The 15,269-nt window shown below is 69.1% G+C and carries 14 protein-coding genes and 4 pseudogenes; 3 read left to right on the top strand and 15 right to left on the bottom strand.

Annotation, left to right across the window (positions count from 1 at the left end):
• Positions 1-2 precede the first annotated feature (2 nt).
• The 6 genes from G5C60_RS12020 to G5C60_RS11995 all read right to left on the bottom strand — a co-directional run bounded on the left by G5C60_RS12020 (position 3) and on the right by G5C60_RS11995 (position 6,750).
• Positions 3-668, bottom strand: a complete 666-nt coding sequence (locus G5C60_RS12020; protein ID WP_165257990.1) for a response regulator — start codon at positions 666-668, stop codon at positions 3-5.
• Positions 665-1,936, bottom strand: a complete 1,272-nt coding sequence (locus G5C60_RS53640; RefSeq protein WP_165257988.1) for a histidine kinase — start codon at positions 1,934-1,936, stop codon at positions 665-667. Before G5C60_RS53640 ends, G5C60_RS12020 begins: the two co-directional genes overlap by 4 nt.
• A 108-nt stretch (positions 1,937-2,044) precedes the next feature.
• The gene (locus G5C60_RS12010) at positions 2,045-2,890 is read right to left on the bottom strand and encodes an ABC transporter permease (protein WP_165257986.1); all 846 of its coding nucleotides are present in this window, start codon (positions 2,888-2,890) and stop codon (positions 2,045-2,047) included.
• Positions 2,887-3,825: an ABC transporter ATP-binding protein gene (locus G5C60_RS12005; RefSeq protein WP_338145789.1), complete on the bottom strand. Its 939-nt coding sequence runs from the start codon at positions 3,823-3,825 to the stop codon at positions 2,887-2,889. The genes G5C60_RS12010 and G5C60_RS12005 overlap by 4 nt, the downstream gene beginning before the upstream one ends.
• Positions 3,826-4,279: 454 nt before the next feature.
• The gene (locus G5C60_RS12000; RefSeq protein ID WP_206439394.1) at positions 4,280-5,464 is read right to left on the bottom strand and encodes an amidohydrolase family protein; all 1,185 of its coding nucleotides are present in this window, start codon (positions 5,462-5,464) and stop codon (positions 4,280-4,282) included.
• Positions 5,465-6,150: 686 nt separating this feature from the next.
• Positions 6,151-6,750 (bottom strand): TetR/AcrR family transcriptional regulator, encoded by a 600-nt coding sequence (locus G5C60_RS11995; RefSeq protein WP_165257982.1) that lies wholly within the window; start codon positions 6,748-6,750, stop codon positions 6,151-6,153.
• 147 nt (positions 6,751-6,897) lie between these two features.
• On the opposite strand from G5C60_RS11995, the gene G5C60_RS11990 reads away from it, so the two are divergent.
• The 3 genes and pseudogenes from G5C60_RS11990 to G5C60_RS54070 all read left to right on the top strand — a co-directional run.
• Positions 6,898-7,692, top strand: coding sequence for an alpha/beta fold hydrolase (locus G5C60_RS11990; protein ID WP_165257980.1), 795 nt, complete (start codon positions 6,898-6,900; stop codon positions 7,690-7,692).
• A gap of 195 nt (positions 7,693-7,887) precedes the next feature.
• Complete coding sequence (locus G5C60_RS11985; protein ID WP_165257978.1) at positions 7,888-8,259, top strand: antibiotic biosynthesis monooxygenase family protein; 372 nt, start codon at positions 7,888-7,890, stop codon at positions 8,257-8,259.
• Between the two features lie 3 nt (positions 8,260-8,262).
• A pseudogene (locus G5C60_RS54070) lies at positions 8,263-8,403 on the top strand (transposase); the annotation flags it as partial.
• A 91-nt stretch (positions 8,404-8,494) separates the two neighbouring features.
• Here G5C60_RS54070 and G5C60_RS11975 read toward each other — a convergent pair.
• From G5C60_RS11975 to G5C60_RS11935, 9 genes and pseudogenes are all read right to left on the bottom strand, one after another.
• Positions 8,495-9,559, bottom strand: a complete 1,065-nt coding sequence (locus G5C60_RS11975) for an alcohol dehydrogenase catalytic domain-containing protein (RefSeq protein ID WP_165257974.1) — start codon at positions 9,557-9,559, stop codon at positions 8,495-8,497.
• Between the two features lie 149 nt (positions 9,560-9,708).
• Positions 9,709-9,897: a hypothetical protein gene (locus G5C60_RS11970; RefSeq protein WP_165257972.1), complete on the bottom strand. Its 189-nt coding sequence runs from the start codon at positions 9,895-9,897 to the stop codon at positions 9,709-9,711.
• A 332-nt stretch (positions 9,898-10,229) separates the two neighbouring features.
• Positions 10,230-11,369 (bottom strand): sensor histidine kinase, encoded by a 1,140-nt coding sequence (locus G5C60_RS11965; RefSeq protein WP_241266715.1) that lies wholly within the window; start codon positions 11,367-11,369, stop codon positions 10,230-10,232.
• Positions 11,370-11,392: 23 nt separating this feature from the next.
• Positions 11,393-12,097 carry a response regulator transcription factor gene (locus G5C60_RS11960; RefSeq protein ID WP_165257970.1) on the bottom strand — a complete coding sequence of 235 codons (705 nt, stop codon included), beginning with the start codon at positions 12,095-12,097 and terminating at the stop codon, positions 11,393-11,395.
• Between the two features lie 309 nt (positions 12,098-12,406).
• A pseudogene (locus G5C60_RS54065) lies at positions 12,407-12,589 on the bottom strand (AsnC family protein); the annotation flags it as partial.
• Between the two features lie 31 nt (positions 12,590-12,620).
• Positions 12,621-13,076: a MarR family transcriptional regulator gene (locus G5C60_RS11950; RefSeq protein WP_165257966.1), complete on the bottom strand. Its 456-nt coding sequence runs from the start codon at positions 13,074-13,076 to the stop codon at positions 12,621-12,623.
• Between the two features lie 101 nt (positions 13,077-13,177).
• On the bottom strand, positions 13,178-13,633 hold the full coding sequence (locus G5C60_RS11945) for a MarR family transcriptional regulator (RefSeq protein WP_165257964.1): 456 nt from the start codon (positions 13,631-13,633) through the stop codon (positions 13,178-13,180).
• Positions 13,634-13,790: 157 nt separating this feature from the next.
• Positions 13,791-14,980, bottom strand: a pseudogene (locus G5C60_RS11940) (IS701 family transposase).
• Between the two features lie 52 nt (positions 14,981-15,032).
• Positions 15,033-15,269 (bottom strand): annotated as a pseudogene (locus G5C60_RS11935) (IS630 family transposase); the annotation flags it as partial.

The following is a 15,269-nucleotide window of genomic DNA, read 5'->3' as shown; positions in this document are numbered from 1 at the left end:
GGTCATGCGCCGGGGTGGGCGTGGCCGGTCTGGTAGGCGATCACGACGAGTTGGGCGCGGTCGCGAACGCCGAGCTTGGTCATGATGCGGTTCACGTGAGTCTTGGCGGTCCAGGGCGAGACGTGGAGTTGTTCGGCGATGGCGTCGTTGGACAGACCTGCGGCCACGAGGACGAGCACTTGGCGCTCGCGTTCGGTCAGGCTCGTCAGCTCCGGGGCCGGAGTGCTCGTCCTGTCGGGCGTGGCAAGGTAATGGGCGATGAGTGCCTTGGTCGCCTTGGGTGACAGCAGCGTGTCTCCGCGGGCGACCAGCCGGACGGCGTCGAGGAGGTAGGAGAGCTCCACGCCTTTCCCGAGGAAGCCGCTGGCCCCGGCACGCAGCGCCTGGAAGACGTGCTCGTCGGCTTCGAAGGTTGTCAGAATCAGCACCCGTACGCCCGCGAGGTCTTCGTCCGCCGAGATGGCGCGGGTGGCGGCGAGGCCGTCCATGTCGGGCATCCGGATGTCCATCAGCACGATGTCGGCACGGGTGCTGCGGGCCAGTCGGACCGCCTCCTCGCCCGTCGCCGCCTCTCCGACGACTTCCAGGTCCGGCTCCGACTCGATGATCATGCGGAAGCTGGTGCGGACGAGGGCCTGGTCGTCGGCGAGCAGAACGCGGATGGTCATCCCTGCCTCCCCTGAGCGGCGGTCGTGCGCAGGGCCGCCGTGCCGGACCAGTCCGAGGTGTGCGTATCGGTCGGTGGTCCGGCTTCGGGCAGCGGCAGACGCACATCGAGGTGAAAACGACCGTCAGCGTCTGCTCCGGCATGGAAGCTGCCGCCGACCGCATGGGCGCGCTCGCGCATGCCCGTCAGCCCGTGTCCGGTGCCCATCGCGGCCAGTGCCGGGGATGGGCCGATGTGCAGCAGGTTGGTGATGCGGATGCGCAGCTCGTCGGGCCCGTAGTCGACGAGCAGGTCCGCCTCGGCGGTGGCGCCGTGTTTGTGGGCGTTGGTCAGCCCCTCCTGGATGACGCGGTAGGCGGCCAGGCCGATGGCGGTCGGCAGCGGGCGAGGGTGGCCGGCCTGCCGGTGGCGGACGCTCAGCCCGGCGGCGGTCAGCGATTCGAGAAGCTGTCCGAGGCGGGACAGGCCGGGGACGGGTTCGGCCGGCTGGGTTTCGTCCGATTCGTCGCCGGATTGTCGTAGTACGTGCAGCAGCGAGCCCAGTTCGTCCAGGACGGTGCGGCCGCCGTCGCGGATGTGGCCGAGCGCCACGTCGGCCTGATCGGGCCGGTCACGCAGGAAGTGCCCGGCGACGCCCGCCTGAATGGTGATCAGGGCGATGTGATGGGCGATCATGTCGTGGAGTTCACGGGCGATGCGCAGTCGCTCCTCGGCGACCCGGCGGCGGGCCTCCTCTTCCTTGCTCGCCTCCGCCCGCAGCGCTCGCTCCTCCATCGCGGCGACGTAGTCGTGCCAGGTGCGTACGGTGCCCCCGACGGCGGCGAACATCCCGGTCCAGGCGAACACGGCGCCACCCTCCGGGCTGGAGGCCGAATCCGTCGCATAGGTGACGACGGCATACAGGGCGAGGGCCGTGCCCGCGGTGGCGATCACCGCGATCCGCCGGCGGACCGTTCGAGCCACGGTATAGATCGCGATCAACGCGGCGACCTTCAGCACGCGCGACGGATACGACGCGAGGACGGTGAAGGCCGCCTCCCCGAGCACGGTCAGTGCCAGGACGGGCAGCGGTGCCTGGCGGCGGGCCAGCAGAAGCAGGAACGCGGCCGCCGCGGCGACGGCGTCGGCGCCCGACGGTTGTACGCCGTCGGGCCACCGTCCGAACAGCAGGGGCAGCAGGCCGATACCGCCCACGAGGGTGGCGAGGGCGGCATCCAGCAGGCGCGGGTGAGCGCCGGTCACCTGTCGCAGCGACGCCGGTCCGATCACGGTTTCACCGTTCCTTCGTACGGAGCCTTCGTTCGGGCGGATATGGCCGCCCGTCCGCACGCATGAAGGCGTACGAGCGGGTTGTCGGTGTGCCCGCGGCAACCGGTGTCACGCGTCGCGCCGCTTGAGCAGGACGGCCGCCCCGGCCAGGAGCACGACGATGTAACCGGCGAACACCGCGAGCCCGGACCCGGGTGACAGCGAGTCGCCGGCCGTCTGCACGGTCATGACCGCATTCGCCGCGTTCGACGGCAGGTACGGGCCGATGGCGTCGTTCCAGCTGCTCGGCAGCAGCTGGATCAGGCCGGGCACCACGAACAGCGCGCCCACCACGAGGGTGATCGCTCCGGCGGTGTTGCGCAGCAGGACGCCGACCGCCAGGCCGATCAGGCCTGCACCGGTCAGGTAGACCGCCGCCCCGACAAGCGCGCGGAACACCCCTGAATCGGACAGCGCGGTGGTGTCCAGACCGCGGGAGGACAGGACCGACTGACCGGCCAGGAAGGCCCCCAGAGCCGCGACGAACATGAGCACGAAGCTCACCACGGCGAAGACGACCACCTTGCCCCACAACACCGGCAGCCGTGACGGGACCGCGGCCAGCGTGGCGCGGATGGACCCGGTGGCGTACTCGCCGGCACTCATCAGTACCCCGAGCACCGCGACGGCCAGCGCGGCGAGTGTCACTCCGCCCAGGCTGATCGAGGTCGGGTCACCGAAATCGTCCTCGCCCGGGCCGTCTCCCGAGCCGACCACACTGCTGAACAGCAGCCCGAAGCCGATGACCAGGGCCACGGTGATCGCCAGCGTGTAGAGCGTCGAGCGCAGCGACCGCAGCTTGATCCATTCCATGTGGACGACCCGCGGAAAGGTCACCCGCTGACCGCCCGCCTGCCGACCGGCGGGCCCGGTCGTCTTCTGCGTGTCCTGGGTGTCGAGGGCGGTGGTGCTCATCGGCTCGTCCTTCCGGCGGTGGCGAACTCGGTGGTGGTGGCGTGGTATTCGACGGAGTCGCGGGTCAGCTCCATGAACGCCTCCTCCAATGACGCCTCTTGAACGAACAACTCGTGCAGCACCAGCCCGGCGGCCGCGGCGCGTTCGCCGATCTCGGCGGCCTCCAGCCCCTGGACGTCCAGCACGCCGGGCCGGCTGCTGCTGACGGAGACGCCGTCACCCAGCAGCAGGTCGCGCAGGGACGCGGCCTGCGGCGACTGCACCCGTACGCTCCGGCCGGCGGACTGGGCGATGAAGTCGGCGAGCGGGCCCGCGGACAGCAGCCGGCCGCGCCCGATCACGATGAGGTCCTCGGCGATCAACGCCATCTCGCTCATCAGGTGGGAGGAGACGAAGACGGTCCGCCCCTGGTCCGCCAGGTCCTTCAGGAGGTTGCGGATCCACAGCACGCCTTCGGGGTCGAGGCCGTTGACCGGCTCGTCCAGCATGACGATGTGAGGGTCGCCGAGCAGTGCCGAGGCGATGCCCAGCCGCTGCCCCATGCCCAGCGAGAAGCCGCCCGCCCGCTTGCGCGCCACCTCCGTCAGGCCGACCATGTCGATCACCTCCAGCACCCGCCGCTTGCCGATGCCGTTGCTCGCGGCCAACACGAGCAGGTGCTGATATGCCGAGCGCCCGGGGTGGATCGACTTCGCCTCCAGCAGCGCCCCGATCTCCTGCAGCGGGGCCTTGTGCTGCTCGTAGGGGCGGCCGTTGACGCGGACGGTTCCGGACGACGGGCGGTCAAGACCCATGACCATCCGCATCGTCGTCGACTTGCCCGCCCCGTTGGGCCCGAGGAATCCCGTCACCACGCCAGGACGCACGGTGAAGCTCAGCGCGTCGACCGCGAGCTTGTCGCCGTACCTCTTACTGAGGCCGTTCACCTCGATCACAATCCACCTCCGGGTTGTTTTAGGCCTCAAGGTTCTTGCAAGGGGCCGACTTTTGCGTCGCCCTACGGCGGTCACTGCCTGTACCGCGACCGTGGTACACCGCAGCCGGCGACAGCGACCTCGGGGTGACGCTCGTCGCCGCTCGCTGTGGTCGAACGAGGCTGACCGTCGACTCGAGATGATCGTGACCTGCGGATCCGTCGAGCCCGCCTCCGCCCGCAGGAGCCGGGCTTGGATTGCCACGGTGGTCTCGCTGCGGCAGGAGCGACGACCCGCCACGTGCGAAGCGGACCTGTGCGAACCGGCTGCGCCATTCTGCGGGCCGCGTTCGCCCGGCTGCCGACGTCGATTTCCGTCGGTGGCCCCTCTGTCGGCCGGCGCTGACCTTACCCAGAGCGCCGCCCGCGCCCCGTCGGCGGGGCAGCGGGCGGCGGGCTTGGCGTGCGGTGGTGGCTCAGCGCGAGCCGGCGCGGCGGATACGGGCCTTCAGCTTCGGGAACTGCTGCAGGGCGTTGGTCCGCTCCAGAGCGATCCGCTGGCGCCGGTTGTAGATCTCCTCGACGGTCGGTTCGGGGTCGCCTGCGTTGAGGTTCGGCAGGCTGCCCTTGAGGAAGGGCATCGTCTCGGCGTTGTCGGCCGCGTAGAGGTGGCGGGTGGCCGGCCAGTCGCTGCCGAACATGATGTGGCTGTCGGGTACCAGGGAGGACAGCGGCTGCAACTGCGCGGCGGTGAACGCCTGTGCGTCGTCGAAGTACATCCGCTTGAGGTAGGTGAGGGGGCCTTCCGGGAGCACCTCGTTGAACGGCGGGAAGGCCGAGTGCCGGGTGGCGAGCCGGTAGGCCAGGAACGGCAGTGCCCCGCCGCTGTGGGTGAAGTGCCAGCGGATGTTCGGGTAGTCCCGCAGGACGCCGTTGTAGATCAGGCTCGTCATCGCCCGGGTCGCGTCGAAGGTGTACTCGAAGACGTTGTTGCCGGCCGGGATGTCGGGGCCGAAGCAGAGCTTGGGAGCCGGGTTGTTCTCCGGACCCGTCGGGTGGACGTAGACGTAGGCGCCGCGGTCGTTGAGGATCTCGTACAGCGGCTTGAGGGAAGGGTCTCCCAGGTAGGTGCCCTTGTAGTTGGTGAGCAGGCAGATGCCGTCGAGATCCAGTTCGCCGAGCGCGCGGTCCACCTCGGCCACCGAGCCGTCGAGGTCGGGCATCGGGGTGACCGCGAAGATCCCGAACCGGTCACCACGGCTCTGCACGAGGTCGTAGGCGTAGTCATTGACCGCGCGGGCGGTGGCGCGCCGGTCGTCGACCGGGCCGACGGTGACCTGGAGGTCGCCGAACGACAGCACGCTGGCCTGGATCCGGTACTGGTCCATGAAGGCCAGGTGCCGCTCGACCGACCACGGACCGTACGCCCCGGTGATGGCGCCGAGCAGGCCATAGCGCTTCAGGTAGTCGTTGTACACGTCGGGCGAGTAGTGCGCATGGGTGTCGATACGCCAGTTGCCCTTCGGCAGCCCCGGACCGGACGATGCTGCCTCCGGACTGGCCATGGCCGCAGGCACCGTGGCCGCCGCCGCCGTGACAAGCGCCGCGGCCGATGCCCCTTCGATCATCCTTCGACGCGAGATGTTCCGTCGCAGGTTCATTTCCAGTTTCCCTCTTCATTCTGATTCTGTGTGCGAGTCAGGTCGTATGCGCGTGCGTCACGCCACCGTCACCAGGCCGGGCAGGGCGGCGATGGTCCCCGCCGTAATGGACACCGCTGCCTCCACGCGTCGGCGTGCGCGCGGTCCAGGCCGATCGGGGAGCGCCAGCGGCCAAGTCGCGCCCACGCCGGGCCAGTTGCCGCCAGCAGGTCGATCCGGCGCTCATACGTGGGAACCCCAAGGCGCCGACGGAGCCGCGCCGGCCGGCAGTCCGCTGCGGAGCGGACCCGCGAGCAACGCCGCCGACCCCTGAGGAAGGAACGCGGCGATCACAACGGACCCGGACAGTGCGGTGTCAACCGCCGTTTCAGGTGCCGCACAGCAGGGTGATCAGCGCTGTCCACCGGCGGGACGAGGAGTACGTGCATGACCGCCAGACAACAGCCGCCTCATAAAGCACGTACCACTCAGCCAATGAAGCTTCCATGAAGCCAATCGCCGCACTGACGCCCACTTCCCGAAGCGGTCTCCGTCGGAGTAGGTGGTCAGCTCTTGGGTGAGTCCGCCGTGACCGGGTGCACGTGAAGCGGCGATCCCACAGTGCGGATGCTGGCCTGCACAAGTCCGGTTTCGCTGCCTGAACGCGGTTGTTCCGGTTGGCCTCTGCCAAGAGCTCCCGGTGACTACTACTGGGAGTCCTGCGGTGCGTCGGCGCGCTGCAGCATGGTGAGCCACTGGGTCACGACGGCGTCGATGAAGGCGTCGGTGACCTGGCCGCGGTCGAGGAAGAGGCGGGCGAGGACGGGCCCGTACAGCAAAGTGAACTCGTCTTCGCTGATCTGGGTGCCCGAAGGCTCCAGCAGCCTGTTGAAGCCGGCGTAGCGGTCTTCGCCGATGCGGACGAGTGCCCGGGCACTGTCGGGGTCGTGGTCGGCCTGGGCGGCGACGGCCAGAGCCGCGGTGCCCACGGCCGGCACGCTGACGCCGGCGCGCAGGCTCTTCAGCCAGGCGGTGGCCACGTCACGCACGTCGCTCCCCGGTTCGGGGTAGGTGCCGAGGTCGGGGCCTTCGAGGACGAGGTCGAAGAGCAGTGCGGCTCGGGTGGGCCAGTGCCGGTAGAGGGTCTGGCGGGTGACGTCCGCCCGCTCGGCCAGCAGGGCGTACGTCAGCCCGGAGGGTCCGACCTGAGGCAGCAGTTCTCGCGCGACGGCCAGCACACGGTTGCGGGTGCGCTGCACGCGCGGGTTGCCCGGGGTCGGCCGGCGGCGATGGAGGGGCTGCTTCATGCCGCCACCCTACCGGCACATCATACAGCAAGTGTGATTGACGTCACACTTGGAGCCAAATCATACGTGGTGTGTGATAGACCTTGGAGGGTAATCACACGCACTGGATGATTCTTGCGTGTTGGCGCCTGTGAAAGGTAGATGGTCATGTCATCTCGGAACCTGATCGAACCGACGTTCGCCCGTACGCGCCTCGGTTCCGGCCCCGGCCTGCTCCTGGCCCACGGCGCCGGCAGCAGCCTGGCCGGCACCTACGGCCCCGTCCTGGAGGCTCTCGCCGCCCGGCACACCGTCGTCGGCATCGACTACCCCGGCAGCGGCGACACCTCCCGCTCCACCACCCCGCTGGCCGTCGACGACCTCGCCGACCAGCTCGTCGCCGCCGCCGACGCAGAGGGCCTCGACCGCTTCGCCGTGTCCGGCTTCTCCCTCGGCGGCCCGGTCGCCATCCGAGCTGCCGCCCGCCACCCCGAGCGCGTCACCGCACTCGTCCTCACCGCTTCTTTCCCACACCGCGACAACCGCCTCGCTCTCGCCTCCTCGGTCTGGAGCAAGATCGCCGCGTCCGGCGACCGCGACCTGCTCGCCGAATTCCAGCTCCTGATGGCCCTCGGCACCCAGGCGCTGGAGTCGATGCCGTCCGAGCAACTGCGGCAGACCCTCGGCTACGTCGCCGCCACCGCGGCCGACGGGAGCTCCGAGCAGACCGACCTTGTCGGCCAGGTCGACGTCCGGGACGACCTCGCCGGCATCAAGGTCCCCACCCTGGTCGTTTCGACCACCGACGACCGGCTCACCTCCACCGCCCTGCACCGTCAGCTCGCCGAGACCATCCCCGGCGCCCAGCTCGCGGAAATCGCCACCGGCCACCTGCCGATGCTGGAGCGGACCGAGGAGTGGCTGCAGCTCATCACCGACTTCCTCGGCAAGCACCACGCCTGAGGGCGCACCACGGGCGGGGCCACGCAGCGAACGGCGGCGCAGCCCCTCACCCGGACCGCGCGTTGATCACGACTCACTGCGCGCCCCAGTGGGCGCTGGTGGTGGAAATTGGCCGCCTCCCGGCCCCGGATCACTTGAATCTCTGTGGGTTCGTAGACCCACTTCCCCTCACCTTCTCAAGTTCATGGAGGAATCATGCTCAAGTTCGGCCACCTCGACGAGTCCACCCAATTCCGCGACCAGCAGAAGGAAAAGGCCGGTCCGGTCACCATCATCAACACGTTTGTCGCCCCGGAAGGCAAGGAGGACGAGGTGCTGGCCGCCTGGGCGGACGACGCGGAGTACATGAAGAAGTCGGGGAGCCTTCTTTCGGTGCAGCTGTACCGGGGCATCGGCGGCAGTCGGCTCTTCACCAACGTCGCGGTCTGGAAATCCACCGAGCACCTCCGTGCAGCGCTCGGCACGCCGGAGTTCGCCTCGCACCTGGAGAGCTACCCCGCCGGCACCGTCGCCTACCCGCACCTGTACCAGAAGGCCGCTGTCGAGGGCATCTGCGAAGGGGAGTAATGGCAGCAGCTCGAGGGTGTGATCTGGCGGTTCAAGACCGGTGGACAGCGGCGGGAGACGCCTGAGGAGTTCGGCGTCTGGTCGACCGTCCACAACCGCTTCCGACGGTGGCGTGACGCCGGTGTCGTCGAGGCACTGCTGAAAGACCAGGCCGCCCACCGGAGGAAGAAGGCTCCGGTGGGCGGTCAGCCCGTCAGCCGCGACGTGGATCAAAGACCTCACCCGGAACATGGCGTCAGGGCAGGAGGAGCACTTTGCCGATCTGCCGTTGGCTTTCCAGGTACGAGTGGGCTTCGGCCGCCTCTGCCAGGGGGTAGGCCCGGTCGATGATCGGGTTGATCCTTCCGGCCGCCAGCAGCTCCACGCACAGCTGCTGGTCCCGCAGGGTCGCGCCGCGCACACTGGCGATCCTCACCTGCCCGCCGATGAGCGCGAGTGCGTCCAGCTCGAGCCGGGAGCCCTGGCCGACCGGTGTGCCCAGGACGATGACCGCGCCGCCGAGCCGTATGCAGGAAAGGGAGAGCTGGAAGAAGTCGTTGCCGCCGACACAGTCCCAGACGGCGTCCGCGCCCAGACCGCGGGTCAGCTCCCTGACCTGTGCCGGCAGCCGGGGATCGGTGGAGTGCAGGATGTGGTCGTAGCCGAGCTTCCTGAGCGCTTCGTGGCGGTCCGCCTTGGTGGTGGTGCCGATGACGGTGGCTCCGCTCAGCTTCGCCAGTTGTGCGCAGGCGATCGCCATCCCGCCGCTGGCGCCGGTGATGACCACCGTGTCGCCGGGTCCGACAGGTGCTTGCCGCGCACAGTTGAGCGGGGTGGTGTAGGTCCACATCGTGGCTGCGGCCGTCTCGAAGCCGACGCCGTCGGGGATGGGCAGGATCGCGTCCTGGCGACGCACGACGTACTCGGCGTATCCGCCGAAGACCTGGTGTCCGGGGTAGGCGGTGTCGATACACAGGTTTTCGAGCCCGCGTACGCACAGGGCGCAGTTGCGGCACGGCGGGTGCGGAAGCTGCACCGCCCTGTCGCCGGGGCGCCACCGGGTGACGTTCTCGCCGGTGGCGACGATTTCACCGGCCGCGTCCCGGCCGAGCTGGAACGGCAGAGGCCATGGCGGCCGTCCCGGGAGAGGCTGCGGCAAGTTGCCCGCGCGATACCGGAGATCCCAGCTGTTGACGGCCGTGGCGTGCACCCGCATCAAGATGTCGTCGGGGCCGACCTCGGGAATCGGCGCCTCTATGTACTTGAGCACCTCGGGCCCGCCATGTTCGAACAGGCGGACCGCCATCATGTTCTGTTCCACTCTCACGTTCCTTCAGATCGTTACGCGGTTCATCCGGGGATCCATGGAGCCGCCTGCGCCTCGCCCGCCCCGGTGAGACCGTGTGCGAGCGGACGTCGACCCGGCGGCTTACCAGAGGTGGATCAGGAACTGAACGGTCCGACGACCGGTCACTTGGTCTTGGGGCGGGTGAGCGTCAGCTCGAAGATCCGCCCGCCGTGTCCGGGTCGGACGACGGCGTCGGGTTCGCGAGCAGGTCTACGGCTGAGCAGGAGTCCGGCGCACCCGACGCTCAACGCCGCCGGCCCCGCCGTCGCGGCGTCCGCGCAGGCCCGTGGACAGGCCGGCGGTTCTTTCATGCAGCGCGTACTCGCTGAGCGTGTGCCCAACCGGATCCACGTGTCCGCTCGGCTCCGGACGGAGGAACATGCCGAGCACGACGGAACCGGACAGCGCGGTGTGAGGCGGGGTTGTCAGGTGCCGCGAAGCATGGTGATCAACGGCGGTCGATGGCGGGACGAGGAGTGCCTGCATGACCGCCAGGCAACAGCCGCCTCATGAGGCACGTACCACTCGGCGTATGAAGCTTCCATGAAGCCGGGTTCGCCACGCCGGCGCCCGTTCCTGCAGCGGCGCCCGAAGCCAGACTTCTCAGATTCTCCGGGGCCTATGGGCCTATGGGCCTATGGAGTCAGCGGGAGGCCGGAGGCATGCCGCCTCCTGGGGCGGGTTCTTGCGGTAGGCGCAGGGTGAATGTTGCTCCCTTGCCCAGGCCGGCGGATTCCGCGGTGATGTCTCCGCCGTGGGCTCGGGCGATGCCCCGGGCGATGGTCAGGCCGATGCCGCTGCCGCCGGCGGCAGCGGGCCGGTGGGGATGCTCGAGGCGTTCGAAGCGGTGGAAGATGCGCTCGAGGTCGTGTGCGGCGATGCCGATGCCGTCGTCCATGACGCGGACGAGCACGTGGTGCACACAATCGCCGGGCGACGGTTCGGTGTGCGCGGACACTGTCACGTGCCCGTGTGGATCGGATGCGGCCAGTGCGTTGCCGAGCAGGTTCACCAGGACCTGGGTGATCCGGTCCGGGTCGCACAGGGCGACGACGGGGGTGCCTGCGTCCACGACGAGGGTCACCCTCTGGTCGTCGTATTGGGGGCTCAGTCGCTCGGCTGTGGTCCGTGCCAGTGTGGCCATGTCGGTGGGCTTGTGGTGGAGATCGATGGCGCCCTCCTCCGACCGGGACAGGCTGGAGAGGTCGCCTGCCAGGCGCTGCAGCCGGTGAAGGTCGTCGGCGAGGGAGGCGAACATCGCCTCGTCGGGGAGGAAGATGCCGTCGGCCATGCCCTCGATCTGGGCGCGCAGGAGGGTGATGGGGGTGCGCATCTCGTGGGCGACCTCGGAGATCAGCCGGGCGCGGCGGCGTTCGGTGTCGGCGAGGGCTGCCGCCAGCGTGTTGACGTCTTCGACCAGCGCTGCCAGGCCCGGCTCGCTGGGGAGTTCGAGGATGTCGTCGTAGTGTCCCTCGGCGAGCCGGGCCGTGGCGGCGCGCACCCGGTCGAGCGGACGCAGCAGAAACCGGGACAGGGCCACGGACGCCGGGAAGGCCGCGGCCACTCCGAACCAGAGGCCGACCTGCAGGACCACGTCGCCTTCGACGTCGTCGAGCCCGAGCCATACCTCGATCAGCGCGCTGATCGCCGCCATGGCCAGCAGTGCCAGGAGGAGCACCATGACGTGTGAGAGCACCAGCCGGTTGCGCAGCGACAGCCGCTGCTGGATTCGGCGCAGCCGCGCACGATGCCTGTGGTGGGCCGGGAAGCGGGAGGGCGGCATGGGCGGGGTGTCCTTCCTGGCCGTCAGGCGGGGCGTCCGGTGAACCGGTAGCCGATGGTGCGGACGGTGCCCACGAACCGGGGTGCGTTTGCGTCGTCGCCCAGCGCGCGCCGCAGGGTGCGGATGTGTACGTCCACGACGCGCTCGTCGCCGAAGAAGTCCTCGCCCCATACCTGAGTCAGCAGGCCGCGCCGGGTGAAGACGCGTCCCGGTGCCCGGGCCATCGCAAGCAGCAGGTCGAAGTCGAGGGCGGACAGTTCCACCGTCCGGTCGGCGTCCAGGAGGACGGTCCGTGTCCCGGGATCGACACTCAGTCCGTCGAAGCGCAGCACATCGTCCTCGTGGGCCGCCTCGGGGCGGTGGTCGGTGCGCCGCAGGATCGCGCGCACGCGCAGTGCCAGTTCGCGGGGGCTGAACGGCTTGGTGACGTAGTCGTCGCTGCCGGTGGTGAAGCCGATCAGCCGGTCGACCTCCTCGTCCCGGGCGGTGAGCATGATCACCGGGATCCGGCTCGCCTCCCGGATGCGGCGCAGGACCTGGAATCCGTCCAGCCCGGGGAGCATCACATCGAGTACCACGAGGTCCGGCCGGTCGCGGGTGACCGCCTGCAGGGCAGACGGTCCGTCCGCGGCTTCGATGACATGGAACCCGTCCGCCTCCAGATAACCGCGCACGGTCATGCGGATCTTGGGTTCGTCATCGACGACCAGAACGCGCTGCGTACTCATCGTGCTCGCTTTCCATCGCCAAGGGGGGTAACAGGAAGGGCCCGTCAGGGTCGCGGGATGACCGGCGGCGTGGAGGTAGCGGGCCTCGAGATGCGGTCAGCGTACGGCGGATGTCGTGGCCTGCGACGACCTCCCGGTCGGCCTCGCCCATCCGGCGCCGGGCCGCCGGGTCGTCGACTCGAGCACGACGGAACCGGACAGCGCGGTGTGAGCGGCCGTCGTCAGGTGCCGCAGAGCATGGTGATCAACGGCGGCCGAAGCCGACGGCGGTACGAGAAAGGCCTGCATGTCTGCCAGGCAACAGCCGCCTCATGAGGCACCTACCACTCGGCATATGAAGCTTCCATGAAGCCGTTCTCTCCGGACTGGCGCCCACTTCCTGGGGCGGGCCCGAGCCAGGCTGAAGGCTCGGTCGGAGACTCCGAGGACGGCGGCGATACGGCTGAACGGGGCGCGCCCGTCGAGCTGCAGCGCTCGCAGCATCTGGAGGTCGAGGGAATCGAGGGCCGGCGAGCCTACCGTCTTACGCCTCCCGGACCACGTCGGCCACCTCGTCGAGCAGTGCCCTCAGCTGTGCGGCTTTCTCGGCCCCCAACTTCTCGGCGATCCGCTCTTCGATCTCCACGATCACGGCATCCGCATCGCGCAGGGAGTCGCGGCCGGCGTCCGTGAGGTGAAGCTCCTGCACGTGGCGGTGGCGTGGGTGCGGCCGGCGTTCCAGTTGGCCCCGGCCCTCCAGGCGGGCCACCTGGGAGGCCACTGCCTGCGGGGTGACGTTCAGGTGGCGGGCCAGTTCCGCGCCGGTCAGGCCGGGATGGGTATGGACGGAGATCAGCAGGGCGTACTGCGCGGCCGCGATGCCCTGAGGTCGTAGCCGCTGATCCTTCCGGGCCTGCACAGCCCACTCCGCCCGCCGCAGCGCCCAGGTCACCCGGTCCAGCGCGTCGGCAGCGATCGGCCGTTCGTCATCCTGTGTCACGCGGCGAGAATACGACACATAGGTGCTGGTCAAGTACTTGATTGTGTTCAAGTGAGTGAATAGCCAAGTGAATGAACAACTCAGTCGACGGGACCGCGGGCTCAGATCTCGCGAACCGTATCGGCCACCCGGTTGAGCAGACTCCGCAGCTGCGCGGCCTCGTCCGGGCCGAGACCATCGGTGATCTGCGTCTCGATGTCGGCGATCACTTTGTCGGCCGTGTGCAGTGCCTCCCTCCCGGCGTCAGTGAGGTGCAGCTCCTGCACGTGCCGGTGGCGCGGATGGTCGCGCCTCTCCAACTGCCCGCGGTTCTCAAGGCGCGCCACCAACGAGGCGATGGCCTGTGGGGTCACGTTGAGGCGGCGGGCCAGCTCGGCGCCGGTCAGCCCCGGCTCGACATGCACCGAGATCAGGAGCGTGTAGTGCGCCGCCGCCATGCCCAGGGGGCGCAGCCGCTGCTCTTTGAGTGTCTGCACCGCCAGTTCCGTGCGGCGCAGCGCCCAGGCCACCCGGTCAAGTGCGTCGAGCCCGACGGGCTCTTCATCATTCCGTATCACGCCGAGAAGGATACGGCACTTCATGGTCGTCAAGCGCTTGATGCTTGCCTAGTAGGGCTCCGTTAGGTTGCTCTGGCTTTCGCTTTCGAGGTCTGGAGGTTGGTGGATGTTCTGGGTAGTGGGCGGTGGCAGGTGGTGCAGGTGCCGGTCCAGCAGTTCAGCAGGTCCTGGATGGTGTCGAGGATCTGGTAGAGGGTGAGTCCGCTGTATCGGCTTTTGGGGCCAGGCGCTGTTCGGTGAGGAACGCGTGGGCGGCGGTGACCAGGGTGACGTGGTGGTGCCAGCCGGTCCAGGAGCGTCCTTCGAAGTGGTCCAGGCCGAGGCCGTGCTTGAGTTCGCGATAGTAGTGTTCGATGCGCCAGCGGATCTTGGCCAGGCGGACCAGTTCGGCCGGCGGGGTGCCGTCGGGCAGGCTGGACAGCCAGTAATCGGTGGGTGCTTCGGCGCCCTCGGGCCATTCGACCAGCAGCGTCACTTCGGGCAGGACGCCGTCCCAGTGGCCGTGTTCGGCGGTGGCGGCGGCCCGGGCCAGGCGGCGGGCCCTGACCTCGGCCGGCCGCACCCGCAGTGCCAAAAAGCGTGAGCGCATCGGCCCGCGGGAGCCTTCCCGCCAGGTCACCTCGGCGAATGCCTGTCGTCCGTGGCCAGCGGCTAACACGGACACGGAGGACGGTTTGCCCCGGTAGCGGGGCTGCGGCTTGCGGCCGTTGCCCGACCAGGGCGGCGCGGTCGGCTGCGCGTCGTGCGGGTGGACGCTCACGTCCGAGCGGATGGCCACGACATAGCTGATGCCCCGCTCGCTCAGGCCGTCGCGGAAGTCGGCGTTCTGCCCGTAGCCGGCGTCTGCTACCACCACCGGCGGTACCAGACCCCACCCGGCCAGCTCATCGAAGGCGTCCAGGGCCAGGCGCCACTTCTCCCGGTGCCCGACCTCCTGCGGTACCCCGGCTCTGCCGCCGTCCGGCATCGTGCGCCCACTCCTTGGGCACGAACAACCGCCACTGCAGCGGACACGAGGCTGTGTCGGAGACCGCGTGCACACTCACCGCGACCTGGCAGTTGGCCCGCTTGCCCAAAGCGCCGCAGTACTGGCGCGCGACCGCCACCGACATCTTCCCGTCCTTGGGGAACGACACGTCATCAACCGCCCATGCCGCCGGGCCGATCGTTGCCGTCCGGCAGCCGTTCCGCCATCGGCTGGATCGACTTCCGCCGCCCGTCCAGCATCAGCCCCCGCAGATAGCAGTCACCCTTGGCCCGCTGATCCTTGCGAGGCACCGACGCGAACACATCAGCTACGAATAACGCCAACTTCGCCCGAGCCCGCTCCACTTCATGTGCGTCCACATCCCCCACGTGCCCCCAAACAGGACTGATACGCACACCTAACGGAGCCCTACTAGTGTCCTGCGCCAGAGATTCGTCGGCAGAAGCGGGCGAGGGAGTCGAGGATTTCTTCGGCTGTCTTGGTCCAGATGAAGGGCTTGGGGTCTTCGTTCCAGTCCTTGACCCAGGCGCGGATGTCGGCTTCGAGGGCCTGGATGTTCTTGTGTGCGCCGCGGCGGATCATCTGGTGGGCGAGGTAGCCGAACCACCGCTCGACCTGGTTAATCCAGGAAGAACCGGTCGGGGTGAA

Origin of the sequence: Streptomyces scabichelini (assembly GCF_011045015.1) — a bacterium.
Classification (GTDB): domain Bacteria; phylum Actinomycetota; class Actinomycetes; order Streptomycetales; family Streptomycetaceae; genus Streptomyces; species Streptomyces scabichelini.
Note: the sequence above shows the minus strand (reverse complement) of the source record. Positions and strands in the feature narration are given on the sequence as shown.